Origin of the sequence: Luteimicrobium subarcticum (assembly GCF_002798015.1) — a bacterium.
GTDB classification, from domain to species: domain Bacteria; phylum Actinomycetota; class Actinomycetes; order Actinomycetales; family Cellulomonadaceae; genus Luteimicrobium; species Luteimicrobium subarcticum.
Genome location: NZ_PGTZ01000007.1, coordinates 399,217 through 425,191 on the forward strand (window position 1 = coordinate 399,217; position 25,975 = coordinate 425,191).

The following is a 25,975-nucleotide window of genomic DNA, read 5'->3' on the forward strand; positions in this document are numbered from 1 at the left end:
CCGCACTGGCCCCCGCCGACTCAGGGAAGCAGGAACGCATGTCCAACGGTCGCAAGCTCGTCATCGTCGAGTCCCCGACGAAGGCCAAGAAGATCGCCGGGTATCTCGGCGACGACTTCGAGGTCGAGGCGAGCGTGGGCCACATCCGCGACCTGCCGCAGCCCTCCGAGCTGCCCGCGGACATGAAGAAGGGCCCGTTCGGCAAGTTCGCGGTCGACGTCGACGGCGGCTTCACCCCGTACTACGAGGTGTACCCGGACAAGAAGAAGAAGGTCGCGGAGCTCAAGCGCCTCCTCAAGACGGCCGACGAGCTCTACCTCGCGACCGACGAGGACCGCGAGGGCGAGGCCATCGCGTGGCACCTGCTCGAGGAGCTGCGCCCCAAGGTCCCCGTCAAGCGCATGGTGTTCCACGAGATCACGCCCGAGGCCATCCGCCGTGCGCTCGAGAACACGCGCGACCTGGACGAGAACCTCGTCGACGCGCAGGAGACCCGCCGCATCCTCGACCGCCTCTACGGCTACGAGGTGTCGCCGGTGCTGTGGCGCAAGATCCGCCAGGGCCTCTCGGCGGGCCGCGTGCAGTCCGTCGCGACCCGGCTCGTCGTGGAGCGCGAGCGCGAGCGCATGGCGTTCGTCCCGGCGTCCTACTGGGACGTCACGGGCCGGTTCGCGCCCGTCGAGGGCGCGGTCGACGCGGGTCAGGGCTTCTCGGCGCGGCTCGTGCAGCTCGGCGACTCCCGCGTCGCGACGGGCCGTGACTTCGACGACCGGGGCGGGATGGTCCCCGCTGCCGTGCGCGACGGTGTCGTCCAGCTCGACGAGGCGGCCGCGCAGGCCGTCGTGACCGGGCTCGCGGACGCCGACTTCGCCGTCCGCAGCCTCGACACGAAGCCGTACACGCGTCGGCCGGCCGCGCCGTTCACGACGTCGACGCTCCAGCAGGAGGCCGGGCGCAAGCTCCGCATGTCGTCGCGCCAGGCGATGCGCGTCGCGCAGGGCCTGTACGAGAACGGCTACATCACCTACATGCGGACCGACTCGCCGTCGCTGTCGGCCGAGGCCACGGACGCGGCACGGCGGCAGGCCGCCGAGCTGTACGGCGCGGAGTACGTCCCCGACGCACCCCGGTCGTACGTCTCCAAGGCGAAGGGCGCCCAGGAGGCCCACGAGGCGATCCGCCCTGCGGGCGACGCGTTCCGCACCCCCGCGCAGGTCGCGAAGGAGCTGCGCGGCGACGAGTTCCGCCTGTACGAGCTCATCTGGAAGCGCACGGTCGCGTCGCAGATGGCGGACGCGCGCGGCTCGACCGCGACGGTCCGGCTGGGCGCGCCGCTGCCCGACGGCCGCGACGCGCTGTTCACGGCGTCCGGCACGGTCATCACGTTCCGCGGGTTCCTCGCGGCGTACGAGGAGGGCTCGGACACCGACCGGTACGCCGAGGACGGCTCGCCCGCCGACGGCAGAGCACTCGGCGCGGGCGGCTCGACCGACGGGGACGCGAGCCGTCTGCCGCGGGTCGCCGAGGGCGACGCGCTCGACGGGTCCGACCTCGAGGCCGGCGGCCACTCGACGTCCGCGCCCCCGCGCTTCACGGAGGCCAGCCTCGTCAAGAAGCTCGAGGAGCTCGGCATCGGCCGGCCATCGACGTACGCGTCGACCATCTCGACCGTCCAGGACCGCGGCTACGTGACGACGCGCGGCCAGGCGCTCGTGCCGAGCTGGCTCGCGTTCGCGGTGACGCGACTGCTCGAGGAGCACTTCGACCGGCTCGTGGACTACCGGTTCACCGCCGAGATGGAGGAGGACCTCGACGAGATCGCCGCGGGCGAGCGCGACCGCGTCGAGTGGCTCAGCGAGTTCTACTTCGGGTCCGACGCGGGCACGCAGGCCGCGGACGCGGAGGCGGGCGGCCTGCGGGGGCTCGTCGAGAACCTCGGCGAGATCGACGCGCGCGGCATCAACTCGATCGACGTCGGCGAGGGCATCCAGGTGCGCATCGGGCGCTACGGCCCGTACGTCGAGGACAACGGGGTCGAGCTCGCGGAGGGTCAGACGCCGCCGCGCGCGTCGATCCCCGACGAGATCGCCCCGGACGAGATGACGGTCGCGAAGGCGCGCGAGCTGCTGGCCGCGGGCGCCGACGACGGCCGCGAGCTGGGCGTCGACCCCGAGTCCGGGTACACGATCATCGCGAAGGCGGGTCGCTACGGCCCGTACGTCACCGAGGTGCTGCCCGAGCCGCAGCTCGACGAGGGCCTGTCCGCGGCGGCGAAGAAGAAGGCGCTCGCGGCGCTCCCCAAGCCGCGCACCGGCTCGCTGCTCAAGTCCCAGGACCTCGCCACGGTGAGCCTGACGGAGGCTCTCGCGCTGCTGTCGCTGCCGCGCGTCGTGGGCACCGACCCGGAGTCGGACGCCGTCATCACGGCGCAGAACGGCCGCTACGGCCCGTACCTCAAGAAGGGCACGGACTCGCGGACCCTGCCGTCCGAGGAGTCGATCTTCACGGTCACGCTCGCCGAGGCGCTCGAGATCTACGCGCAGCCGAAGCGGGGTCGTGGCGCGACCACCGCGCCGCCGCTCAAGGAGCTCGGGGACGACCCCGTGTCGGGCAAGCCGATCGTCGTCAAGGACGGCCGGTTCGGCGCGTACGTCACCGACGGCACCACGAACGCGACGCTCCGCAAGGACGACGCGGTCGAGTCGATCACGGCCGAGCGCGCCCAGGAGCTGCTCGCGGAGAAGCGCGCGAAGGGGCCGGCCAAGAAGCCTGCGCGCCGCACGACGACGGCAAGGTCGACCACCAAGAAGGCGCCCGCCGCGAAGAAGTAGCGCGGGTCGCGCGCCGCCCGGCGCGGGTGCACCGGGCGGTGCGCGGATAGCCTGGGGGGATGAGCACCGACGACGTGGTCCTGACCGCCCAGGCGGCCGCCGACGAGGCAGGCATCGCCCCCGACCCGCGGAGCGCACCGCCCGTGCGCTGGGGGATCCTCGGGGCCGGCGGGATCTCGGGCTCGTTCGCGGAGGCGGTGCGCCGGTTCACGAACGGCACCGTGACGGCGGTGGGCTCGCGGCAGCGCACCAAGGCGGAGTCGTTCGCGTCCGCGCACGAGATCGCGCGCGCGCACGGCAGCTACGAGGACCTCGTCGAGGATCCGGACGTCGACGTCGTGTACGTCGGGACGCCGCACTCGCACCACCACGAGCACGCGCTGCTGGCGCTGTCGGCGGGCAAGCCGCTCCTGGTCGAGAAGGCGTTCACGCGCAACCACACCGAGGCGCTCGAGGTGTTCGACGCGGCCCGCTCGGCCGACCTGTTCGTCATGGAGGCCATGTGGACGCGGTTCCTCCCGCACGTGCTCGCGCTGCGGGAGGCGCTGGCCGCGGGTGAGATCGGTGAGGTCAAGACGTTCCTCGGGTCCTACGGCGCCCGGTTCCCGTTCGACCCGTCCCACCGGGCGTACGCGCCCGAGCTGGCCGGGGGAGCGCTGCTCGACATCGGCGTGTACCCGATCTCGTTCGCGCACGACCTGTTCGGCGCCCCGGGGAACGTGTCGGCCAACGGCACGCTCACCGAGACGGGCGTCGACGGGCAGGCCGTCGTGGCGCTCGACTTCGCGGACGGCGTGCACGCGGCCATCTCGACGACGCTGTGGGCGTGGACGCCGGAGAACATCACCGTGGGCGGCACGGACGGCTACGTGACCACCGACCGGTGGACGTACGGCGGAGGCGGCTTCACGGTGCACGCCCCGGACGGCGAGGTCCGCCGCCGCTACGAGGGTTTCCGCGGCGAGGGCAAGCAGTACCAGGCGGCCGAGGTCGCGCGCTGCCTCGACGCCGGGGTCACGCAGAGCGAGCGCATGTCGTGGCAGGACACGCTCGACGTGCTGCGCACCCTCGACGAGATCCGCCGCCAGGTCGGGGTCGTGTACCCGGGCGAGGAGTGACCCCGGGTCCGACGGACCCGGCGGCTAGGGTGTCGGGGGTGACCTCCACCGCGCCTTCCGACACGCCTCTCGACCCACCGCGCGGGGTCTTCGTGTCGTTCGAGGGCGGCGACGGCGTCGGCAAGTCCACCCAGGCCCGCCTGCTGGGTGCCTGGCTGGGCGACGTGCTGGGCCGCGAGGTCGTGCTGACGCGCGAGCCGGGCGGCACCGACCTCGGACGCGTCCTGCGCGATGCGGTCCTGCACGGCGACCACGTCGCGCCGCGCGCCGAGGCGCTCCTGTACGCGGCCGACCGGGCGCACCACGTCGCGACGCTGGTGCGGCCCGCGCTCGAGCGCGGGGCCGTCGTCATCACGGACCGCTACCTCGACTCGTCCGTCGCCTACCAGGGCGCCGGCCGCGAGCTCGCCGCCGACGAGGTCGAGCGGCTGTCCCTGTGGGCCACCAGCGGGCTGCTGCCCGACGTGACGGTGCTGCTCGACCTCGACCCCGCGGTCGCCTCCGAGCGCCTGGGCCGGCGGCCCGGGCAGACGCTCGACCGGCTCGAGTCCGCCGGCGACGCGTTCGCGCAGCGGGCCCGCGAGGCGTTCCTCGCCCGCGCGGCCGCGGAGCCGGAGCGGTGGGTCGTGGTCGACGCGTCCGCGACGGTCGAGGACGTGCAGAGCCAGGTGCGTGTCGACGTGGCGGCACGGCTGGGCCTCGGGGCCCTCGACGCGCACGGTTCCGGGGCGGCGGGCGGTGACGTCCGGTGACCGTGTGGGACGGCCTCGTCGGCCAGGACGCCGCCGTCGAGGTGCTGCGCGCCGCCGCCTCCGACCCGCAGCGCATGACCCACGCCTGGCTCCTCACCGGGCCGCCCGGGTCGGGACGGTCGAACGCTGCCCGGGCATTCGCCGCCGCGCTGCTGTGCCCGTACGGCGGGTGCGGCGAGTGCCACGAGTGCACGACGGCGCTCGCGGGGACGCACGCGGACGTCGAGGTCGTCGCGACGGAGGCCGCGGTCCTGCGTCGGCAGGACGTCGAGCCGCTCGTCCAGCTCGCGCAGCGCTCGCCGTCCGGCGGGCGCTGGCGCGTCATCGTGATCGAGGACGCCGACCGGCTCAACGAGACGTCCGGCAACGCGCTGCTCAAGGCGATCGAGGAGCCGCCGCCGCGCACCGTGTGGGTGCTGTGCGCGCCGAGCCCGCAGGACGTGCTGGTGACCATCCGGTCGCGGTCGCGCTCCGTGGTGCTCCGGGTGCCGCCGGTGGACGCCGTGGCCCGGCTGCTCGTCGAGCGTGACGGGGTCGACCCGGCGCTGGCCGAGGTCGTCGCGCACGCGTCGCAGTCGCACATCGGGCTCGCGCGGCGCCTGGCGCGCGACCCGGAGGCGCGCCGTCGCCGTCGCGAGACGCTCGACCTGGCCCGGCGCATCCGCGGGGTGCCCGACGCGGTGATCGCGGCCGGGCAGCTCGTCGAGGTCGCGCAGACGGAGGCGCGCGCCGCGACCGAGGAGCGTGACGCGAACGAGAAGGCGGCGCTGTACCGGGCGCTGGGCGCGGAGGAGGGCAAGCCGCTGCCGCCCGCGCTGCGCAGCCAGCTCAAGCAGCTCGAGGACGAGCAGAAGCGCCGGGCGACGCGCGCGCAGCGCGACGTGCTCGACCGGGCGATGACGGACCTGCTGTCGCTCTACCGGGACGTTCTCGTCGTGCAGCTCGGTGCGCAGGTCGACCTGGTCAACGTCGAGCTCCGCGAGGCCGTCGAGCGGCTCGCCGAGGACTCCACGCCCGAGCAGAACCTGCGCCGCATGGACGCGATCGGCGTCGCGCGCGAGCGGCTCGCCGCGAACGTCGCGCCTCTCCTCGCCGTCGAGGCGATGGCGGTCGCGCTGCGCCCGCAGGGCTGAGGCGAGCCTCAGCCCTTCCGGTCGTCGTGTCCGGTGACGGCGCCGGGGGCGGTGTCGGGCCCGGCGGGCGGCAGGGTGCCGTCCACGTCGTCCGCGTCGGTCGTCTCGCCGTTGCTCGCCCGCAGCGCACGTGCCTGCTCGATGTCCTTCGCACGCTTCTCGGCGGCCTTGTCGCTCGCCTTCGTGTCGCGCAGGGGGAGCTGCACCTGCTCCTCGGCGGCGACACCCGCCTGCAGCTCGCGGCCGCGTTCGAGCTCGGCGTCGAGCTCGGCACCCAGCAGCAGGACCATGCAGAGCAGGTAGACCCACAGCAGCAGGATGAACAGGCCCGCGAGCGTGCCGTAGGTGGCGTTGTAGCTGGACGCGTTGGCGACGTAGAAGCCGAACAGGAGCGTCGCGATCGCGCCCACGACGAGGGTGAGGACCGCGCCCGCGCTCAGCCACCGGAACTTCGGCTGCTTGATGTTCGGGGTGCCCCAGTAGAGCAGCCCGATCAGCACGATCACGAGGATCACGACGACGGGCCACTTCACGATGTTCCACACGGTGACCGTGGTCGACGACAGCCCGATGAGCTCGCCGACCTGGTGCGCGAGCGACCCCGAGAGGACCATCGCCCCGATGATCAGCACCACGAGCACGAACACGATCGCCGTGATGAGCAGCATCCAGGGGCGCAGCTTCCACACGGGCCGACCCTCGGGCACGCCGTAGATCTTGTTCATCGCGCGGGAGAACGCGCCGACGAACCCGGATGCCGACCACAGCGCCAGCACGAGCCCGATGACGAGCGCCCAGCCCGACCCGGTGCTGCCCGCGATCGGCCGGATGAACGACTCGACCTGGTCGAGGGTCTGCGGCGGCGCGAAGTCCTTGAGGGTGTCGAGGGTGTCGCTGATCGCCTTCTCCGGGTCTCCGACGAAGCCGAGGAGCGACACGAGCGCGACGGTCGCCGGTGCGGCGGCGAGCAGCGCGTTGAAGGTCAGCGCCGCCGCGAGGTCCTGGCAGCCGTCTGCCTGGAACTCGCGCAGCGTGCGCTTGGCCACGTAGATCCACGACTTCGACGTCAGCTCGCGGGTCGACGTCGACCCCTGGGCGTCCTCCGTGCCGTGGCTGTCCGTCGTCGAGGGTGCCATCCGTCCAGTCTGGGACGACTCGCGGACCCTCGCGCGCCGACGGGTACGGTTGCCCGGTGACCCTCGGCCTCGCCCCGTCCACCGTGCTCTCCCGCCGCTCTCCCCGCCTGCTCGCCGTCGTCGGCGCGCTCGTCGTCGCACTGCTCGCCGGCTGCGGCCTCGGAGGGGCGGACGACGACGGCGGGACGTCGTCGTCGACGCTGTCGCCCAGCCAGCTGGCCGCCCCGCAGGGCTTCGAGACGTACTACACGCAGACGGTCACGTGGAAGAAGTGCGGCGACGGGTTCGTGTGCGGCACGTTCCGTGCGCCCGTGTCGTGGCAGGACGCGTCGTCGGGCTCGATCTCGCTCGCCGCCAAGGTGCACCGGGCGACCGGGACGCGCATCGGCTCGCTGCTCATCAACCCGGGCGGCCCGGGCGGGTCGGGGATCGACCTGGTGGACAGTGCGCCGTCGATGCTCGGCAAGAGCGTGCTCGACGCGTACGACGTCGTGGGCTTCGATCCGCGCGGCGTGGGGCAGTCGACCGAGGTGACGTGCCTCGACGACGCCGAGAAGGACCGCCAGCTCTCCACCTGGTACCCCGAGACGGCTGTGGGTCTCGCCGCGATGGAGAAGGACGCGAAGCAGTGGGCGGACGCCTGCGTGAAGAACACCGGTGACCTGCTGGGCCACGTCGACACCCAGTCCGTGGCGCGCGACATGGACATGATGCGCGCCGTGCTCGGCCAGGCGAAGCTCGACTACCTCGGGTACTCGTACGGCACGCAGATCGGGTCGACGTACGCGGCCCTGTTCCCGAGCCACGTCGGACGCATGGTCCTGGACGGGGCGATCGACCCGACGCTGTCGTCCGACGAGACCAGCGTGCAGCAGGCCGTCGGGTTCGAGAACGCGCTGCGCGACTACGTGAAGGACTGCGAGACGGGGTCGTCGTGCCCGCTCAGCGGTGGGGTCGACGCCGGCATGGCGCAGATCAAGCGTCTCTTCGACGAGACGAAGGTGCGCCCGCTGCCGACGTCGGACGCCGACCGCCCGCTCACGGCCACGCTCGCGTTCTACGGGGTGGCCGTGACGCTGTACAGCCAGTCGTCGTGGTCGTACCTCACCGCCGCGCTCTCGCAGGCCATCGACAAGGGCGACGGGACGATCCTGCTGAACCTCGCCGACCAGTACAACGACCGGAACTCCGACGGCTCGTTCTCGACGAACTCGTCCGAGGCGTTCCGTGCCGTCGGTTGCCTCGACGACCCGGGGTCGTCCGACCTCGCGACCATGACGAAGCTCGCCGACCAGGTCGAGTCGGAGGCGCCGACCGTCGGCTCGTTCTTCTCTTACGGCGGCGTCGGGTGCAAGCCCTGGCCGTACCCGCAGGTGAAGCAGGAGGGGGACGTCCACGCGAAGGGCGCGGCGCCCATCGTGATCGTCGGGACGACGAACGACCCCGCCACCCCGTACGCGTGGGCGCAGGGCCTCGCGAAGGCGCTCGACTCGGCCGTGCTGGTCACGTACGAGGGCGAGGGGCACACGGCCTATCGGCGCGACAACACCTGCATCGCCGACCTCGTGGACGACTACCTGGTCGACGGCAAGGTGCCCGCCGAGGGCAGCACGTGCTCCTGACACGGCCTCGCGCGGCCGCGTGACGGGCCGGTTTGGGAACCGGCGCCCGGACCGGCTACAGTAGGGCGCGCTGGCCGGGGCGGAGACGCCACAGCCCAGCACGCCGCCTTAGCTCAGTCGGTAGAGCGTCTCACTCGTAATGAGAAGGTCAACAGTTCGATTCTGTTAGGCGGCTCAGACGATCAGGCCCGGAACCTCAACGGTTCCGGGCCTGATCTGCGTGTGGACGGGGACGGTCTGGCCGTGGCGTTCCGCGTGTGTCCGACCATCGACGTCCCATCAGGTCGACGACGCTACGCGAACGATTACTTAGAGGATCTGGACGGCATTGCCTATAGTATTTGAACGCTTTGGGCTATAGGATCTGGACGACGGGGACGGCGTTCGGAAGGGTGCGGAGATGTATCGAAGGCGCGTCGTCGACGCCGAGCTGTCGTCTCGGATGCGCGCTGCGGGCGCGGTGCTCATCGAGGGCCCCAAGGCGTGCGGCAAGACGGCGACTGCGCAGCAGGTAGCGACGACGACGTTTCGGATGGACCTCGACGACGGGGCACGCAGGCTGGTCGGCACGGCACCCGAGGTTCTCCTGGCGGCGGCGCCACCGGTCCTCTTCGACGAGTGGCAGGAGACGCCGAGACTCTGGAACCTCGTCCGCCGGGAGGTGGACGACGAGCCGGGTGTTCGCGGCCGCTACCTCTTGACGGGGTCGGCCACGCCCGACGACGACACCCGGAGGCACTCAGGAGCCGGGCGCTACTCGTACCTACGGATGCGCCCGATGAGCCTGTTCGAGCGAGGCGTGTCGACGGGAGCCGTGTCCCTCCGAGACCTGTTCGACGGCACGCTCGTCCCGGGGCTCGATCCCGGGGTCGGGGTGCCGCAGCTCGTGGACCAGCTCGTCATCGGCGGGTGGCCCGACCTGCTCGACGCCACAGCGCGCGATGCCCAGCAGTGGCTCGCGGACTACCTCCGCACCGTCGTCGAGGTGGACCTCCCGCGTCTCGGGGTGCGCCGCGACCCCGCGACCCTCCTCCGCCTTCTGGCGTCGCTGGCGCGGGGGGTCGGAACGCAGGTCACGGTCCAGTCGCTCTCCAAAGACGTTGGTGGTGCGGACGGTCCTTTGAGGCGCGGGACGGTTGCCGACTACCTCGAGGCGCTCGAACGGCTGATGCTGACCGAAGACCTTCCCGCATGGGGCGGTCACATGCGATCGACGACGCCGCTGCGGAAGTCTCCGACGCGCTACATGGTGGATCCCTCTCTCGGTGTGGCAGCGCTCGGCCGCGGCCCGGAGCAGCTACTCCACGACATGAACGCCACGGGCTTCCACTTCGAGGCAATGGTCGTCCGCGACCTGCGTATCTACGCACAGCCGCTCGGAGGTCATCTGTCGCACTGGCGTGACAACAACGGCCACGAGGTGGATGTGGTGGTGACGCTTGCCGACGGCCGTTGGGGGGCCCTCGAAGTGAGGATGGGGCCCGACTCCGTCGACTCGGCCGCCGCCTCCTTACTCCGGTTCCAGGAGAAGGTCGACGTCGAACGGCTCGGTGCGCCAGTTTTCCTGGGGGTGGTCACCACGCGCACGGCAGCGTACCGACGCCCCGACGGCGTGTACGTGCTGCCGGTCGCCGCACTCGGACCGTGACTGGCGGACTTTCGGCGATCCCAGGGGGGCGTCTCAAGCGGTGCGGGGGAACGTCGCCCACACCGTCTTCGTCGTCTCGCCGCGGTACCAGCCGACCGTGTCGGACAGCCGTCGCGTGAGGTGCATGCCGATGCCGCCCTCGCCGAGGTCTCGTCCGCCGGCGAAGACCGGGATGTTCCGGAGGGCCTGGTCCGTCACCTCGAGCAGGAAAGCCGGGTCGTCGCGGGACAGCAGCACCACGGTGGGCGGCAGCGCGTGCTCGAGAGCGTTGGTCGCCAGCTCGGACGCGATGAGGACGAGCCGGCTCGCGGTGTCGTCGAGGTTCGGTCCGGCGTCGTGCCCTGCCTGGGCCAGCACGGCGGTGAGCTCGCCGCGCAGCGCGGACAGCTGCTCGATCGACGCGAGCTCCCACGTCCGGACGGGCTCGAACCCGGCCGGCGGGCGGCGCTCCGGGACGCCGTCGTCGTCGTCCGGGATCTCGAGCACTGCGTCGACGTCGCTCACTCAGCGTCCCCTGTCGTGTCGTCCGGATGTGGATATCCCTCACGGTGGCACCCCCCAGCGGTGCACGCCGCGAGAGGGTCGACACGACAGGGTGAAGCCCTCCTGGCGGGCGAGACGCCACGGTCTCGTCTTAGGGTCGCCTCCGGCGCGCGGTGCGGCTGCGGCCCCACCGCACGCCGGAGGACCGTGTCTCAGTGCACCGCGTCCCAGTGGGCGCGGTGCGTGGCGACCAGCCAGGCGTTCACGACCGCCATGTCCGGCGCGTCGGGAAGGGGCGAACCGCCGTCGTCGAGCGCCGCAGCCAGCCGCACGCGGACGTCGTCGACGCGGCGCAACGCCTCGTCGAACGGCACCTCGCCACGCTTCACCTCCATGCAGGTGCGCAACGCGTCGCCGTCGATCGGCAGCGTGAGCCGCCCGGTCGTGACGACCTCGAGGCCCTGCAGGCCGAGCCGCAGTGCGTGCGACGCGTACTTGGTGTCGTAGCCGTGCGCCGCGACGAGCTCGGGGCGGTTCGGCACCCGGCCCTGCCGGCTGATGCCGAGCAGGCGGTCCCGCTGGCCGTCGAGGTAGCCGAGGAACCGTCGGCCGGCGTTGAGCGACAGGATCGACGGGGCGAGCGCGCGCAGGGACGTGCCCGTCGCCGTCTCGACGAGCACCGCGTCCTGCGGCGCGAACAGGACGGTGAGGACGGTCGGGTTGCCCGCGCACGCGAGCCGCAGGTACTTGCGCAGCGAGAAGATCGTGAGATCCGTGTCGCCCGGGCCTGAGCGGACCCCCTCGGGCTGGGTGCGCGACACGTAGTGGTGCGACGACGGTGCGAGGCCGACGACCTGCTCCTCCGTCTCGACGTACACGCCCATCTCGTCGTGGTCGTCGGTGCCCGCGATGGCCATGCCGTGCACGCCCGACCCGCACACCGTGCGCAGGATCTCGTTCGACAGGGCGACGTCGCGGTCGCCCACGGACACGGGCAGGAGGGAAGCAGGCATGCGGGCGATCGTGGCCGACGCGGGCGGCTCGTGGCCAGCGGATTCCATGGACCCCGCACCCAGCGATGCCAGGATCGACGCATGACCGGACCGCGCACCCATCCCGCTCCCGACGACCTGTTCAGCGACCGGCTCGCGGCGTGGCGGGAGTACACGGCGACGCCGTGGGCACGGATCCGGTACGACGTGGTCGGGGAGACGTTGCGCCGGCAGTGCGCGGCGGTGCGGGGTGCGCGCGGGGACGTGCTGCGCGTGCTCGACGTGGGCGGCGGCGACGGCAGGGACGCCCTGCCGCTGGCGCTCGCGGGACACGACGTGACGGTCGTGGACCCGTCCGCGGTGTGGCTCGACGAGGCGCACGGCCGCGCCGCAGCCGCCGGCACGCGTCTCACCACCGTCGAAGGCGGCCTCGACGACCTGCCGCACGGCGAGTGGGACCTGGTGCTGTGCCACTTCGTCCTGCGCTACCGCCCGGCCGGCGCCGACGACGTCGCTGCGCTCGCCGCCCGGGTGCGGCCCGGCGGCCGCCTGTCCGTCGTCGACGTCAACCCCGCCGGCCGCGTGCTGCGGGCGCTGGTGACCGGCGGTCCGGACGCCGCGGCCGCCGAGCTGCGCGCGGAGCGGGCCGCCGTCGCGACGTTCGGGACGGACGCGCGGAAGGTCGACGCGGACGACGTGGTGGCCGCGGCCGGGGCGCACGGGCTGCGGGAGGTGGCGCGCCACGGGATCCGGGTCGCGAACGACCTGCTCACCGACGACGCCGCGAAGTCCGACCCGGCGTACTTCGACGCGCTGCGGGCGCTCGAGCTCGACCTGTGCGACCGGGAGCCGTACCGGCGGGTCGGGTTCGCGTGGCAGGTCGTGCTCGAACGCTGACCCGATGTGGTCGTCCACATGCGTGCGCCGCCGACCTGCTCCTCCGGCGGGGCCACGTTAGGGTGGCGTCACCGGTGCCGGCCGGACATTTTGCCGGCTGTCGGGCGCCGGATCACCGTGTTCGGACGAGTGCAGGGAGGCACTGGTGGGGGGACGACGGAACGGACGGACAGCGGGGCGCATCGCGCTCAGCGCGGGCATGCTCGTGGTGGCGCTGGTCGCCGCGGGCGCCGCGGGAGCGGGTGCCGCGACCGCGGCGACCGGAGGCTCGGACGGGCAGAGCTGCCTCGTGTCGACCTCGGGCGCCAGCACCTGCTTCGACACGCCGGAGGAGGCGTGGGCGGCAGCGCTCGGCGACGAGGCCGATGCGGGAACCATCGAGGACGCCGTCGACGCGGGCGGTCACGCGGCGCTCGACGGCCTCGTGAACAAGCACAACCAGCGGTACGCGGCACGCCTGGCGCAGCGCCAGGCGGCCGTCACGGCCTCGCGTGGGGTGGCGTCAGGGCTCGCGACGTCGTCGCTGGCGGTCGCGGCCTCGTCGGAGGACGGTCCGCTGCTCGGCGCCCTGTGGCAGGACAAGAACTACAAGGGCTACGTGCAGATCCTCTACGGGTCGAACGGCTCCGGGTGCTACGGCGTGACCACCTACGGGTTCCCGAGCATGCGCAAGGTCAACATGAACGACAAGATCACGTCGCTCGCCGGGTACTACGGGTGCGCGACCACGCTCTACAAGGACGACAACTACAAGGGCACCAGCCTCACCATCCAGTCGGACACGCCCTACGTCGGCAACACGATGAACGACGAGACGTCGTCGATCGTGTTCCGACCCCGCACCTGAGACATCCACGCCGAGCGCGCTGCACAGGACGAGCACGCTGAGCGCACCGACCGGGCGCCGTCCCGCACGACACACGCCGTGCGGGGCGGCGCCCGTCGTGCGTGGGCGTGACGCGGCTCACGGGTCCGGAACGTGGACAGCCCGGGGACATCCTCGGTGGGGATGCGCGTGCTCACGGGCCACTCGCCCGACACGAGCTTGTGCCGGAGGTACGAGAGCGTCGCCTGCGCCCGTGGGGACCCTGCGCCGGACGTCCGTCGATCAAAGGGCGGTCGTCCGCCGCGAGAAGGGTGCGCGTGGGCCGCGTCGGCGGGCTAGCGTGGACGAGGTCCCCGCGCAGGGGGGATCGAGCGGGGCCCTGACCGATCGTGACAGGAGACCCCTATGCCTACTCGCACCGCACGCACCGCCTGGAACGGCGGGCTCCAGGACGGCGCCGGGCAGGTCGAGCTGAGCAGCTCGAAGCTCGCGACGTTCGACGTGTCCTTCCCCGCCCGTTCGGCCGACGACGCGGGCGGCGTCACCAGTCCTGAGGAGCTCATCGCGGCGGCGCACTCGTCGTGCTTCGCCATGCAGCTCTCCGCGCTCATCGCGGAGGCCGGCGGCACGCCCCAGTCGCTCGAGGTGACGGCCGAGGTCAGCCTCGGCCCGGACCCCGACGGCGGGTTCAAGATCCCCGGGATCGCGATCACGGTCGTGGGCGAGGTCGACGGCCTCGACGAGGCCGCGTTCGTGAAGACGGCCGAGGCGGCCAAGGCCACGTGCCCGGTGTCGAAGGCGCTCGCGGGCACGGAGATCACTCTCTCGGCCCGTCTCGAGGGCTGATCCCGCCCCCGAGCACGCGCCGGAGCTCGCGCGGTGCCGCGCAGGGTCGTCAGATCTTGCGCGGCACCAGCGGCGGGCTCGGGAACCCGGCGCCGCGGCCGATCCCGCGCGACACCTGGCCGAGCACGTCGGCGGTGGGGTGCCGCGGCTCCCAGCGCAGGGTGGTCGTGGCCCGGCGCACGTCGAGCACGGGCAGCGCGAGGGCGAGGTCCAGCCAGTCGGGCGACAGGTGCGTGGCGTGCGTCCGCCACCCGGCGACGAGCAGCCGCCGCGCCCAGGCCGGCGACACGATCTTCACGCCGGGGGCGTCGACCGCCGCCGCGACGTCGTCCGGCCCGAGGACCTCGCGTCCGGCGACGTTGAACGCGCCCGGGTGGCGGCCCGCGACGATCGCGCGGTAGGCCGCGGCGAGGTCGTCGGCGTGCACGGCCTGGACGCGCAGCCCCGCCGGCCAGAACAGGCGCGGCGGGTGGTCGCGGTGCAGCACCTTGGGCGGCACGAGCGGGCCGAGGAACTCGCGCGCGAGCTCGCTCGCGGCGTCCTCCTGGAGGACGAGCGCGGGCCGCACCCGCGTCACCGTGATGTCGGGGTGCGTGCGCTCGAACGCGTCGAGCAGCCGTTCGACGTGGACCTTCTGGATGCTGTGCAGCGCCCCGGGGACACCGGTGCGCGCCCACTCCTCGTCCCGCGGCACGGCGTCCGGAGCGGGGGCGTAGACCCCCGCGGACGACGCCACGACGACGTGCTGGACCCCGACCGCCGCGGCCGCCTCGAGGACGCGGGACGTGCCGTGCACGTTGACCGCGTCGAGCCGGTCGGCGTCGCGGTGCGGCGTCCGGGCCCACGCGAGGTGCACGACGACGTCCGCGTGGTTGAACGCCTCGCGCAGCGTCTCGGACGCGTCGGGCGACCCGATGTCGCACCGCACCCACTGCGCGCGGTCGTGCGGGTACGCGACCGTGCTCGACCCGTCGTTCCGGGGCACGCGGCTCGCGACGCCGACGAGCGACGTGACGGTGGGCTCGTGGACGAGGGCGCGCAGGAGAGCCGTCCCGCTGTTCCCGCTGGCACCGGTGATGGCAACTCGCACCCCTCTTTGGTACCCCGTGCCCGTGCCCGTGTCGACCGGACGGGTCCGTCAGCGACGCACCCAGCAGGTCGTCGTCTCCTTGATCCCGTCGCGGACGACCGTGGCGGTCTCGCCGCGCGTGAACCCGGCGCGCTCCGCCACGGCCTCGCTGGCGGTGTTCCCCTCGAGCGTGAAGAGGTGCACCTCCGGGTACCCGGCTCGTAGCGCCCAGGACGACAGGGTGCGCGCCGCCCGGGACGCGAGCCCGCGCCCGCGGGCGCGGGGGAGAAGCGCGTAGAACACCTCGGGGACGCCGCGCGGGATCGCGATCCCCGCGGTGCCGGCCGGACCGTCGTCGTCGAGCACGACGAACCGCGCCGACGCGCCCGTGCGGCGGCGGTCGACGGCGAGGGCGGCGCGGGTTCGGGCGTCGTCCGCGGACAGGTCGGCGGGGTAGAACGTCCAGCGCTGCACGGCGGCGTCGCGGGACAGGTCCTGCTCGAGCGTCCAGTCGTCGTGCGTCATGGCACGCAGTGCCCCGCGCACCGCGCTCCCGTGCGTGCCGCCGGCCGCGCGCTGGTCGGCCGTGGGCAGCAGGAACACGCTCGGGACGTCGGACGGCAGGGCGGTCGCGTCGGGCACGCGACCACGCTACCGACGCGCACCGTGCCGGGGTGTGCGCCACGCGCGCCACGTGCCCGTTGCCGGCGCGTCACGTGCCGGACGCTCGCGCGGACGTGCGCGGCCGGGTGTGAGAATCGTCGCGTGAGCCTCGACCTGCACCCGAAGCCGGCCCCCGACGACCTCACGAGCCGCTCGTCGAGCGCCGCGCGCTCCCTCCCGTCCGACAAGGAGCGTGCCGCGCTCGCGGCCGCGCTGCGTCGTGCGCTCACCGCGGGCTCGCTGCCCGGTGACGTGGACGTGACGCGGCTGCGACGCGCCGAGTACTCGACGGACGCGTCGAACTACCGGGTCGTCCCGGACGTCGTGGTCATGCCGCGGACGGTCGACGACGTGCTCGCCGTCCTGGAGGTCGCGCGGGACCGCGGGGTGCCGGTGACGTCGCGCGGCGCGGGGACGTCGTGCGCGGGCAACTCCGTCGGCCCGGGCGTCGTGCTCGACTTCTCGCGGCACCTCAACCAGGTGCTCGACCTCGACCCCGAGGCGCGCACCGCGCGCGTGCAGCCCGGCGTCGTCATGTCGACGCTCCAGAAGCAGGCGGCGCCGCACCGGCTGAGGTTCGGGCCCGACCCGTCGACGCAGAAACGCGCCACCCTCGGCGGCATGATCGGCAACAACGCGTGCGGTCCGCACGCGGTCGCGTACGGGCGCACGGCCGACAACGTCGTCTCGCTCGACGTCGTCGACGGCGCGGGCCGCCGGTTCCTCGCCGGCGCGGGGGACACGTCGTTCGCGGACGTCCCGGGGCTCGCGGACCTCGTCCGGCGCGAGCTCGGCATGATCCGCACCGAGCTCGGACGCTTCGGGCGCCAGGTCTCCGGGTACTCGCTGGAGCACCTGCTGCCCGAGAACGGGTCCGACCTCGCGAAGATGCTCGTCGGCACCGAGGGCACGCTCGTGACGCTCCTCGAGGCCACCGTGAACCTCGTCCCCGTCGCCGGGGCACCCACGCTCGTCGTCCTCGGGTACGACGACATGGCGCTCGCCGCCGATGCCGTGCCTGCCCTGCTCGCCCACCAGCCGCTCGCGATCGAGGGCCTCGACGCCCGGCTCGTCGACGTCGTGCGGCGCGCGAAGGGCGCCTCGAACGTGCCCGCGCTGCCTGCGGGCGGCGGCTGGCTCATGGTGGAGGTCGGGGGAGCGTCGGCCGACGCCGCGATGGCCCGCGCCCGCGAGATCGTGGCGGCGTCCGGCACGTCGGCGACGCGCATCATCCCGGCGGGGTCCGAGGCGTCGGCCATGTGGCAGATCCGCGCCGACGGCGCCGGCCTCGCGGGCCGCACCCCCGACGGCAAGCAGGCGTGGCCGGGCTGGGAGGACTCCGCCGTGCCGCCCGCGCAGCTCGGCGCGTACCTGCGCGAGCTCGAGACCCTCATGGCGTCGTACGGCGTCGACGGCCTGCCGTACGGACACTTCGGCGACGGCTGCGTGCACCTGCGGCTCGACATCCCGCTCGAGACGTCCGGCTCGGTGCTGCGGACCTTCATGACCGACGCCGCACGGCTCGTCGGCAAGTACGGCGGCTCGCTGTCGGGCGAGCACGGTGACGGGCGCGCCCGCTCCGAGCTGCTGCCCGCCATGTACTCGGCCGGGGCGATCTCCGCGTTCGAGGACGTCAAGGGCCTGTTCGACCCGCAGGACCTGCTCAACCCCGGCGTCCTGGTGCGCCCCAACCCGCTCGACGCCGACCTGCGCCGCTCCCGCGCGCAGGCCGTCCTCGCGAAGCCCCCGGCGTTCCGGCAGCAGATCGGCTTCTCGTTCGCGCACGACGACGGCGACTTCACGAAGGCCGTGCACCGGTGCGTCGGCGTCGGCAAGTGCCGGGCTGACTCCACGGCGTCCGGCGGGTTCATGTGCCCGTCGTACCTCGCCACGCAGGACGAGAAGGACGTCACGCGCGGCCGCGCCCGCGTCCTGCAGGAGATGGTCAACGGGTCGCTCGTGACCGGCGGGTGGCGCGCCCCCGAGGTGCGCGACGCGCTCGACCTGTGCCTGTCGTGCAAGGCGTGCTCGTCCGACTGCCCGGCAGGCGTCGACATGGCGCAGTACAAGTCGGAGGTGCTGCACCGCGGGTACAAGAACCGGGTGCGCCCCGTGACGCACTACGTGCTGGGATGGCTGCCGCGCTGGCTGCACCTCGTCAACGCGGCGCCCCGGTTCGCCAACAAGGTCCTCGGGAACCGTCGCGTCGCCCAGGTGGTCCTGTGGTCCGGCGGCATGGACCCGCGCCGCAAGATGATGGAGTTCGCCGAGACGCCGTTCCGCACCTGGTACCGGCGCGGCGGCGCGTCGTCCGGCGTCCCCGGCGTCGGCACGGGTCGTCGGCACGGGCGCCCCGACGCCGCCCGCGACGCCCGGCCCAAGGTCGTCCTGTGGGCCGACTCGTTCAGCGACGGCCTCGCGCCCGACGTCCCGCGCGCCGCCCTGAAGGTCCTCGACGCCGCCGGGTTCGACGTGATCGTCCCCGAGCAGGACGCCTGCTGCGGCCTCACCTGGATCACGACCGGCCAGCTCGACGGCGCGCGCAAGCGCCTCGAGAAGCTGCTCGGCGTGCTCGGTCCGTTCGCCGTCAACGGCATCCCGATCGTCGGGCTCGAGCCGTCGTGCACCGCCGTGCTGCGGTCCGACCTCGTCGACCTGTTTCCCGACGACCCGCGCGCCCGTGCCGTCCAGGGCGCCACCAAGACGCTCGCCGAGCTGCTCACCGACGACGCCACGAAGCCCGACCCGGACGTCTGGACCGTGCCCGACCTGTCCGACGTCACCGCCGTCGTCCAGCCGCACTGCCACCACCACTCCGTCATGGGCTACCAGCCCGACGAGGCGCTCCTGCGGGACGCCGGCGCGCAGCTCACGACGCTCGCCGGGTGCTGCGGCCTCGCCGGGAACTGGGGCATGGAGAAGGGCCACTACGACACGTCCGTCCAGGTCGCCGAGCGGGCGCTCCTGCCCGCCTTGCGGGGGATGGACGTCGGCGACGTGTACCTCGCCGACGGGTTCTCGTGCCGTACCCAGGCGGCCGACCTCCAGGGGGTCGACGGCGTCGCGCTCGCCCAGCTGCTCGCGGCGAGGCTCCCGGACACGTTCTGACGGTGGCGGCGGGCCGCGCGCGGGGTGACAGGATGGCCGCATGATCGTCGCCTTCTCCGTCGCCCCGTCCGGTTCGTCCGTCGCTCCCGACGGCTCGGTGTCCGACGCGGTCGCCGCCGCCGTCCGGGTGGTCCGCCAGTCGGGCCTGCCGAACCGCACGTCCTCGATGTTCACCGAGATCGAGGGGGAGTGGGACGAGGTGATGGACGTCGTGCGTCGTGCGACCGAGGCGGCCGGCGTCGGCGCCTCCCGCGTGTCGCTCGTCCTCAAGGCGGACATCCGGCCGGGCCGCACGGGCGAGATCACGGGCAAGGTCGAACGGGTCGAGGCGGCCCTCGCGCACACCGACGACGCCTGACCACGCGGGACGCTCGGCGCACGCACCCCGCGGCCGGTGGTCGCCGGTGCGCGACGGGCTAGGCTGTCGCCACACGAGTTCCTTCCGACACGTCCAGGAGCCTGAGCCATGCCGTTGTTCGAGGTCGACGCGCGTCGTTCCACCCTCGTGCAACCCCTCGCCCCGGCCGACGCCGGGTTCGTCGAGCAGGCGGGCCCGGTCGTCGACGACCACGTGTCGCGTCTCCTCGGCGAGCAGCTCTTCACGGTCGCGTCCCGCGAGCCCGGCACACGCCCCGAGGACGCCCCGCACCTGCTCGCGCTCGACGCGTCGGGCCAGCCCGTCGTCATCGAGATGGTGTCGCGCCTGGATGCCGGAGCCCTCGCCCTCGCCCTGGCCCACGCCGGGCGCGCGGCCCGTCTGAGCCGTGCCGACGTCGCCGACCGCTTCCCGGACGGCGCCCGCGAGTTCGAGCGGGCGTTCGCGGCGTTCCAGGACGGGACGCCCATCGCCCGCACCCGCGGTCAGCGCGAGGGATCCCGGCTGCTGCTGCTGTGCGCGCAGGTCGACCCGGCGGTCGCGGACGCCCTCGAGTTCCTGCGTCTGACCAGCACGGCCGTGTCGGTCCTGCGTCTCGGTGTCGTCACGGGCCCGGACGGGCGCCGGCTCGTCGAGGTCGAGCCCCTGTACAGCGCGGGTGCGCGCCGCGGACGGACGAACGGCGCGACGTCGGACGCCGCGCCGACGCGCGCCGCGTACCGTGCGCCGACCGCGTCGCCCACGATCGAGAGCCCCGCGGCGACGGCGCCCACGCGTGCGGTCCCGCCACCCCGCGCTGCGCCGACACCGACGCCTGCACCCACGCCGGCCACGGCGGCAGCGCCGGCTCGTGCGGGATCACCGGCCGCGACCGTCGCCGCAGCGAGCGGCGTCGCCGGCACCCCCGTGCCGTCAGGGCCGGTGCCCACGACGAGCGAGCGCCCGGCGTCGCGGGCCGCCCGCACCCGGGCCTCTCGGTCGACGTCGACGACTCCAGCGCCGACGACCCCGGCGCCGCGTGCCTCGGCCGCAGCGGAGACGGGCACGGTCACGCCGGTCGCGGCGGCCGGCTCCGCGCCGGCGTCCCCGCCGAGCGAGGCCGGCACGCCCGCCACGGGCGCGGCTGCGCGCTCGACGTCGGCGGCGCCCTCCCCGACGTTCGTCCCGCGCACGGACGCACAGACCTCGACGCCTCTGCCGATGCGTTCGCGCGCCGCGCGTCGCCGGGACGCCGACGTCGTCTCGAACGTGTTCGCCCGACCCGAGCCCGACGACCATGCGACGTCCGGGCTGGACGCGTCGACGTTCCGCGGGCGCGGCGAGGCGACGCTGCCGGACCCTCTCGCGGACCGCACGCCCGACCTGCACGGGTCGTCGCTGCCGCCGATCGACCTTCCCCCCCTGCCGCCGGTGGACCTCCCGGGCCCCCCGCCGGTCGACCTCCCGGTCGACGGCGACGAGGATCCCGACCTCTCCATGCTCGCCGCGCACCTCGGCCGCTCGACCACCCTGGTGTGGGCGCGACCCCGCCGCGGGCAGTCGTTCCGCGCGCAGCTCCTGCCGACGGGGCAGATCGAGCTCCCGGGCGTCGGGCTGTTCCGCAACCCGGACGCGGCGGCGAGCGCGGCGATCGGGCACGACCGCGAGGACGGTTGGGACGTGTGGCGGGTCGGTGACAACGGCCCGTCCCTGACCGAGGTCTTCCGCGAGCAGTTCGCCTGACGCCGGGAGGGAACGACATCACCGCGCAGGACCCGGAGCCGCCCGCGAGCGATCACACCGCGCCGACCGGAGCACCCGTCGACGCGGTGCACCGCCGTCGGTCGTTGCGCGTGACGGACGGTGACGGCGTCATCACCGGCCCGCTCGACCGGCCGCGCCGCTTCCGGACGCACGACCAGACCCGCGTCGGTGTCGCGCTCCTGTTCGTCGTGGCGGCCGTGGTGGTCCGGATCGTCGGCCGGTCCACGTGGGACCTCTCGCTGCACGATCTCGCGCAGATCCTGGCGCGCATGCCGGACGCGGTGCTCGACGTGGTGCGGGGCGCGTTCGCGGGCGTCGTCGTCGTGGTGGTGCTGTGGGTGCTGGTCGGGCTCGCGGTGCGGCGGCGGATCGCGGGCGCTCTGGGTGCGCTCGTCGCGGCGCTCGTGTCAGCCGTCGTGGCGCAGGCGCTGGTGGTGGCAGGGGTGCTGATCGCCGACCCGGTGCTGCGGGGCACGACCCTGCACCTCGTCCTGGACCCGCGGTCGTTGGCGGCGTTCGCGGGGGCGGTCGCGGTCGCGCGCCCGTGGCTGGGGCGCGGGCCGCGGCTCGCGTGCGTGACGCTGCTGGCCCTGTGTGCTCCGGTGCTGCTCATCGCGGGCGGGACGCAGCTGGCGTCGTTGTTCCTCGCGATCACGCTGGGCAACCTCGTGGGGACGGTGGTGCTGCTCGTGGCGGGGTCGCCGTCGAGCAGGCTCCCGGCGATCCACGTGCTGCACGACCTCGAACGGCGCGGGCTGGACGTCACGGCGCTGCGGGTCGAGCCGGCGCAGCACGGCCCGTTCGTCGCGCACGTGTCCCTGGTGGACGGCACGGCGCTGCGGCTCGAGGTGCTGTCGGACGACGACCGCACCCTCGACGCGTTCTCGAGGCTGCGCCGGACGGTGATGCTGCGCCGCCCGGGGGACGCGCAGCGGTTCCCGCAGCTGCGGCGTGCGGTCGAGCACGAGGCGCTCGTGCAGCTCGCGGCGGGGGCGGCGGGCGTCCCGACGCCGGGGCCGCTGCTCGTGGGCGAGCCGGCGATCGGGTGGATGCACCTCGGCATGCCGGAGCCGGTCGGCGCCGAGCCGGAGGGGACGGACGACCTGCTCGGGCAGTTCTGGGGTGCTCTCGCGCGCCTGCAGGCGGCACGGATCGCGCACCGTGCCATCCGTCCGGCGGCGCTCGCGGTGACGCCTGACGGCACGCTGCTGCTGCAGGACTTCCGGTCGGGGCAGCTCGCGGCGCCCGACACGCAGCTCGACCTGGACATCGCGCAGGGGCTGTTCACGGCCGCGCTGCTGGCGGGACGGGAGCGGGCGGTGCGGTCGGCGGTCGCGCGGCTCGGGCGCGAGCAGGTCGTCCGGGGTGCGACGCGGCTCGGCCCGGTGGTCGTGCCGCGCACGGCGCGCGGGGGCCGCCGACACAGCCGGCAGCTCGTGGAGGACATCCGGGGCGAGGTCGAGGACCAGTGCCGGGTGCAGGCGCTGGAGACGTACCAGGCGACGCGGTTCTCGCGGCGCCAGGCCGTCCAGCTCGTCCTGCTGGTGGCGCTCACGTACGTGGCGCTGCCCCTGGTCGCGCAGCTCCCGCGGACGATCGACGCGGTCCGCACGGCGGACCCGGTGTGGGGGGTCCTCGCGCTCGTCCTCGCGGCGGCGGGCCCGCCCGCGGCGGCGCTGTCCCTGCGGTCGTGCACGACCGCGTCGCTACCGGCGGGCCGGACGATCGCGGTGCAGGTCGCGACGTCGTTCGTGGGGACCTCGACGCCGGCGAGCGTGGGGTCGCTCGCCCTCAACGCCCGCTACCTGACGCAGACGGGCCGGCTCACGGCGGGCGCGGCCGGTGGCGTCATCGCGTTGCAGAGCGTCGTGCAGGTGGTGACGCACGTCGGCCTGCTGGTGCTGCTGGCGTTCGTCGCGGGACGTGCGCTCGACGTGTCCGAGCTCGTGCCGGGGACGTCGGTGGTCCTGCTCGTGGTGGCGCTCGTGCTGACGCTCGTGGGCGTCGTGCTCGCGATCCCGCGGCTGCGCCGCACGGTGGCGTCGCAGGTGCGGCGGCGCACGCGCGAGGTCGTGAGCGAGCTGCGCGAGCTGGCCCGCAACCCGGCACGGCTCCTGCTCGCGGTGCTCGGGTCGTGCGGTGTGATCGTCGCGGGGTCGCTCGCGCTGTGGGCGAGCCTGCTGGCGTTCGGTGCCGGCAACGAGCTGGTCGCGGCGGCGTTCGTGACGATGGTGGGGCAGACGCTCGCGACGGCCGCTCCGACGCCCGGTGGTGTCGGAGCGGTGGAGGCGGCCCTGATCGGTGGGCTGGCGGCATTCGGGGTGCCGGCGTCGGTGGCCGTCCCGGCGGTGTTCTTCTACCGGCTGCTGACGTGCTGGATCCCGGTGCTGGCGGGCTACTTCGTGCTGCGGCGTCTTCAACGCGACGGATCGGTCTGACCGACGGCTCGTCGGTGATCGAATCTCGGTTCGGTTGATCGATAATCGATCACGATCCGCTACGGTGAGGCTGGGACGCCCGGTCGGGCGGCCGGTCGACGGCGACAGGAGGACCCCGTGCACACGATCGAACGACGTCAGGCGATCGTCGAGCAGGTGCGGCGACGCGGTGTCGCGTCGCTGCGGGAGCTCGCGGCGGCCGTCGACGCGTCCGAGGTCACGGTCCGCCGTGACGTGCGCGCCCTCGAGCAGGAGGGGATCGTCGACCGGCGTCGGGGCGGCGCGGCGTGGCCCGGCGGCCTCACGCACGAGCAGACGTACCAGCAGAAGACGCGGGTCGCCGCGGACGAGAAGTCCGCCATCGCGGACGTCGCCGTCGGTCTCGTCGAGGAGGGCGACGCGATCGTCCTCGGCGCCGGGACGACGACGCGCGAGGTGGCGCGCCGGCTCGCGGGCTTCTCGGACCTCACGGTGGTCACGAACTCGATCCTCGTGGCGCAGGACCTGGCCCGGTCGTCCGTGGAGGTGGTCGTGACGGGCGGTTCGCTGCGCGGGTCGACGTTCGCGCTGGTGGGCAGCGCCGCGGAGGCGTCGTTGCAGGGCGTCCGGGTGCGGCTGGCGTTCCTGTCCGGGAACGGGCTGACGGCGGTGCGCGGCCTGTCGACGCCGAACGCGCAGGTCGCGAGCGTGGACCGCGCGATCGTGGCGGCGGCCCAGGAGGTGGTGGTCCTCGCGGACCACACGAAGCTCGGCGTCGAGACGATGATGCAGACCGTCCCGTCGGAGTCGATCGCGCACCTGATCACGGACGACCAGGCCGACGAGGACGAGCTCGAGCAGCTGCGTCGTCTCGGCATCGAGGTGCACGTCGCGCACCTGGACGGCGCGCCCGCCGCCGACGACGAGGAGTAGTCCGGCCCGTCGGCCCTCCTCGGGACCTCTCCCGGAACCACCACCGCACGACTCCGCACGCCCCTGCCGCTCGTCGGCGGGGGCGTTCGACCGTTTGCGCCCGTGATGCTCGCCCGGGGCGACGACGCGGCTGTTCGATCACGTTTCGGTCACGACGGTGACCTTCTTTCGATCAGAACTTGACCAGTTCCGATCTTGGAATGTTCAATGACGGTGTCGCGATGTAGCGATCCCGCTCTTCGCGGACACCATCGATGATCAAAGGAGACATGATGGCTCTCAGCCCTCTGCGACGGAAGGCGTCCGTCGCCGTGGTGGCCGGCGCGGTCGTCGCCCTCAGCCTGGCAGGTTGCTCCAAGAGCGCCGACGACTCGTCGGGCACTCCGAAGGCAGACAGCAGCGGTGCCGCTCAGCAGGTGCAGAGCACCGGCGGCACGGGCGACATGTGCGACTTCACCGCGTACGGTGCCGACAAGCTCGACCTGACCGGTGTCACCGTCGGCTTCTCGCAGTCCGAGTCGACCAGCAACCCGTTCCGTGCCACCGAGACGCAGTCGATCACCGACGAGGCGAAGAAGCTGGGCATCAAGCTCATCCAGCGCAACGCCAACGCGAACGTCTCGCAGCAGAACACCGACATCCAGGACATGATCGCCCAGGGTGCCAAGGTGCTCATCGTGGCCCCTGAGAACTCCGACGGTCTCGCGCCGGCGTTCGCGGCGGCCAAGGCCAAGAAGATCCCGATCCTCACGATCGACCGCACGGTCACGGGCACCGCGTGCTCCGACTTCATCGGCTTCATCGGGTCGGACTTCGAGGGCCAGGCCAAGATCGCGGCGCAGGACATGGCGCAGGCGCTCCCGGACGGCGGCAACATCGCGGTCCTCCAGGGCACGTCCGGCAACAACGTCGCGCAGGCCCGCACGGACGGCTTCGTCAACGAGGTCAAGGCGTCGTCGCCGAACCTCAAGATCGTCGCGTCGCAGACCGCGAACTTCGACCAGGCGACCGGCCAGAAGGTCACCGAGCAGATCCTGCAGTCCAACCCGGACATCAAGGGGATCTACGCCGAGAACGACACCATGGCCCTCGGCGCCATCCAGGCGATCAAGGCCGCCGGCAAGACGCCCGGCAAGGACATCATGGTGATCGGCATCGACGGCACCGAGGACGCGGTCAAGGACGTGGCGTCCGGCGTGATGTTCTCCGACGTCGAGACGAACCCGCGCTTCGGCCCGCTCGCCTTCAAGGCGCTGCAGGACTTCTACGGCAGCGGCACGTCGACGAACGTCATCATCGCCGACAACCACTTCACGAAGGACAACGCGCAGCAGGCGCTCGACAACGGCGACGTCTACTGACATCTGCCGACGTCACCGGTC

The 25,975-nt window shown here is 73.3% G+C and carries 20 protein-coding genes and 1 tRNA gene; 16 read left to right on the top strand and 5 right to left on the bottom strand.

Annotated elements, in window-relative coordinates; all coding sequences use genetic code 11:
• Positions 1-38: 38 nt before the first annotated feature.
• The 4 genes from topA to CLV34_RS06885 are packed head-to-tail and all read left to right on the top strand — an operon-like array spanning position 39 to position 5,834.
• Positions 39-2,831 (top strand): type I DNA topoisomerase, encoded by a 2,793-nt coding sequence (topA, locus tag CLV34_RS06870; protein ID WP_100349524.1) that lies wholly within the window; start codon positions 39-41, stop codon positions 2,829-2,831.
• Positions 2,832-2,890: 59 nt separating this feature from the next.
• Complete coding sequence (locus tag CLV34_RS06875; protein WP_100349525.1) at positions 2,891-3,949, top strand: Gfo/Idh/MocA family protein; 1,059 nt, start codon at positions 2,891-2,893, stop codon at positions 3,947-3,949.
• 38 nt (positions 3,950-3,987) lie between these two features.
• Positions 3,988-4,701: a dTMP kinase gene (tmk, locus tag CLV34_RS06880; protein WP_100349526.1), complete on the top strand. Its 714-nt coding sequence runs from the start codon at positions 3,988-3,990 to the stop codon at positions 4,699-4,701.
• Complete coding sequence (locus CLV34_RS06885; protein ID WP_100349527.1) at positions 4,698-5,834, top strand: DNA polymerase III subunit delta'; 1,137 nt, start codon at positions 4,698-4,700, stop codon at positions 5,832-5,834. Before tmk ends, CLV34_RS06885 begins: the two co-directional genes overlap by 4 nt.
• An 8-nt stretch (positions 5,835-5,842) precedes the next feature.
• Here CLV34_RS06885 and CLV34_RS06890 read toward each other — a convergent pair whose 3' ends face one another.
• Complete coding sequence (locus CLV34_RS06890) at positions 5,843-6,970, bottom strand: YihY/virulence factor BrkB family protein (RefSeq protein WP_100349528.1); 1,128 nt, start codon at positions 6,968-6,970, stop codon at positions 5,843-5,845.
• 56 nt (positions 6,971-7,026) lie between these two features.
• Here CLV34_RS06890 and CLV34_RS06895 point away from each other — a divergent pair, with 56 nt between their 5' ends.
• The 3 genes from CLV34_RS06895 to CLV34_RS06905 all read left to right on the top strand — a co-directional run bounded on the left by CLV34_RS06895 (position 7,027) and on the right by CLV34_RS06905 (position 10,240).
• Complete coding sequence (locus tag CLV34_RS06895; protein ID WP_245859070.1) at positions 7,027-8,592, top strand: alpha/beta hydrolase; 1,566 nt, start codon at positions 7,027-7,029, stop codon at positions 8,590-8,592.
• A 102-nt stretch (positions 8,593-8,694) separates the two neighbouring features.
• Positions 8,695-8,767: transfer RNA gene (locus CLV34_RS06900), tRNA-Thr, on the top strand.
• Positions 8,768-8,992: 225 nt separating this feature from the next.
• Positions 8,993-10,240, top strand: coding sequence for an ATP-binding protein (locus tag CLV34_RS06905; protein ID WP_211289368.1), 1,248 nt, complete (start codon positions 8,993-8,995; stop codon positions 10,238-10,240).
• A 33-nt stretch (positions 10,241-10,273) separates the two neighbouring features.
• Here the strand turns inward: CLV34_RS06905 and CLV34_RS06910 are convergent, their stop codons facing one another.
• Positions 10,274-10,744: an ATP-binding protein gene (locus CLV34_RS06910; protein ID WP_100349529.1), complete on the bottom strand. Its 471-nt coding sequence runs from the start codon at positions 10,742-10,744 to the stop codon at positions 10,274-10,276.
• A 191-nt stretch (positions 10,745-10,935) separates the two neighbouring features.
• Positions 10,936-11,736, bottom strand: coding sequence for a nucleotidyltransferase domain-containing protein (locus CLV34_RS06915; RefSeq protein ID WP_100349530.1), 801 nt, complete (start codon positions 11,734-11,736; stop codon positions 10,936-10,938).
• 81 nt (positions 11,737-11,817) lie between these two features.
• Between CLV34_RS06915 and CLV34_RS16705 the strand changes: the two genes are divergently transcribed.
• From CLV34_RS16705 to CLV34_RS06930, 3 genes are all read left to right on the top strand, one after another.
• Positions 11,818-12,612 (top strand): class I SAM-dependent methyltransferase, encoded by a 795-nt coding sequence (locus CLV34_RS16705; protein WP_211289369.1) that lies wholly within the window; start codon positions 11,818-11,820, stop codon positions 12,610-12,612.
• Between the two features lie 145 nt (positions 12,613-12,757).
• Positions 12,758-13,459, top strand: a complete 702-nt coding sequence (locus tag CLV34_RS06925; protein WP_157803739.1) for a peptidase inhibitor family I36 protein — start codon at positions 12,758-12,760, stop codon at positions 13,457-13,459.
• Positions 13,460-13,843: 384 nt separating this feature from the next.
• Positions 13,844-14,284 (top strand): OsmC family peroxiredoxin, encoded by a 441-nt coding sequence (locus tag CLV34_RS06930; RefSeq protein ID WP_100349532.1) that lies wholly within the window; start codon positions 13,844-13,846, stop codon positions 14,282-14,284.
• A 49-nt stretch (positions 14,285-14,333) separates the two neighbouring features.
• On the opposite strand, the gene CLV34_RS06935 is transcribed toward CLV34_RS06930, so the two are convergent.
• Together CLV34_RS06935 and CLV34_RS06940 are read right to left on the bottom strand one after the other, a co-directional pair.
• Positions 14,334-15,374, bottom strand: a complete 1,041-nt coding sequence (locus CLV34_RS06935; protein WP_100349533.1) for an NAD-dependent epimerase/dehydratase family protein — start codon at positions 15,372-15,374, stop codon at positions 14,334-14,336.
• A 48-nt stretch (positions 15,375-15,422) separates the two neighbouring features.
• On the bottom strand, positions 15,423-15,995 hold the full coding sequence (locus CLV34_RS06940; protein ID WP_100349534.1) for a GNAT family N-acetyltransferase: 573 nt from the start codon (positions 15,993-15,995) through the stop codon (positions 15,423-15,425).
• A gap of 123 nt (positions 15,996-16,118) precedes the next feature.
• Between CLV34_RS06940 and CLV34_RS06945 the strand changes: the two genes are divergently transcribed.
• The 6 genes from CLV34_RS06945 (at position 16,119) to CLV34_RS06970 (ending at position 25,954) form a co-directional block, all read left to right on the top strand.
• Positions 16,119-19,124 carry an FAD-binding and (Fe-S)-binding domain-containing protein gene (locus CLV34_RS06945; protein ID WP_425436196.1) on the top strand — a complete coding sequence of 1,002 codons (3,006 nt, stop codon included), beginning with the start codon at positions 16,119-16,121 and terminating at the stop codon, positions 19,122-19,124.
• Between the two features lie 40 nt (positions 19,125-19,164).
• Positions 19,165-19,482, top strand: a complete 318-nt coding sequence (locus tag CLV34_RS06950; protein WP_100349535.1) for a thiamine-binding protein — start codon at positions 19,165-19,167, stop codon at positions 19,480-19,482.
• Between the two features lie 108 nt (positions 19,483-19,590).
• The gene (locus tag CLV34_RS06955) at positions 19,591-21,222 is read left to right on the top strand and encodes a restriction system modified-DNA reader domain-containing protein (RefSeq protein WP_100349536.1); all 1,632 of its coding nucleotides are present in this window, start codon (positions 19,591-19,593) and stop codon (positions 21,220-21,222) included.
• Between the two features lie 110 nt (positions 21,223-21,332).
• Entirely contained in the window at positions 21,333-23,681 is a 2,349-nt protein-coding gene (locus tag CLV34_RS06960) for a lysylphosphatidylglycerol synthase transmembrane domain-containing protein (protein WP_100349537.1), read from the top strand.
• Positions 23,682-23,798: 117 nt separating this feature from the next.
• Positions 23,799-24,593, top strand: coding sequence for a DeoR/GlpR family DNA-binding transcription regulator (locus CLV34_RS06965; protein WP_100349538.1), 795 nt, complete (start codon positions 23,799-23,801; stop codon positions 24,591-24,593).
• A gap of 272 nt (positions 24,594-24,865) precedes the next feature.
• Positions 24,866-25,954: an ABC transporter substrate-binding protein gene (locus tag CLV34_RS06970; protein WP_211289370.1), complete on the top strand. Its 1,089-nt coding sequence runs from the start codon at positions 24,866-24,868 to the stop codon at positions 25,952-25,954.
• The last annotated feature ends 21 nt before the right edge of the window (positions 25,955-25,975 follow it).

Coding starts and splice junctions, on each gene's coding strand:
- CLV34_RS06905 (WP_211289368.1), top strand. CDS start 8,993: ATGTATCGAAGGCGCGTCGTCGACGCCGAGCTGTCGTCTCGGATGCGC.
- CLV34_RS06875 (WP_100349525.1), top strand. CDS start 2,891: ATGAGCACCGACGACGTGGTCCTGACCGCCCAGGCGGCCGCCGACGAG.
- CLV34_RS06890 (WP_100349528.1), bottom strand. CDS start 6,970: ATGGCACCCTCGACGACGGACAGCCACGGCACGGAGGACGCCCAGGGG.
- CLV34_RS06930 (WP_100349532.1), top strand. CDS start 13,844: ATGCCTACTCGCACCGCACGCACCGCCTGGAACGGCGGGCTCCAGGAC.
- CLV34_RS06955 (WP_100349536.1), top strand. CDS start 19,591: ATGCCGTTGTTCGAGGTCGACGCGCGTCGTTCCACCCTCGTGCAACCC.
- topA (WP_100349524.1), top strand. CDS start 39: ATGTCCAACGGTCGCAAGCTCGTCATCGTCGAGTCCCCGACGAAGGCC.
- CLV34_RS06970 (WP_211289370.1), top strand. CDS start 24,866: ATGGCTCTCAGCCCTCTGCGACGGAAGGCGTCCGTCGCCGTGGTGGCC.
- CLV34_RS06915 (WP_100349530.1), bottom strand. CDS start 11,736: ATGCCTGCTTCCCTCCTGCCCGTGTCCGTGGGCGACCGCGACGTCGCC.
- CLV34_RS16705 (WP_211289369.1), top strand. CDS start 11,818: ATGACCGGACCGCGCACCCATCCCGCTCCCGACGACCTGTTCAGCGAC.
- CLV34_RS06950 (WP_100349535.1), top strand. CDS start 19,165: ATGATCGTCGCCTTCTCCGTCGCCCCGTCCGGTTCGTCCGTCGCTCCC.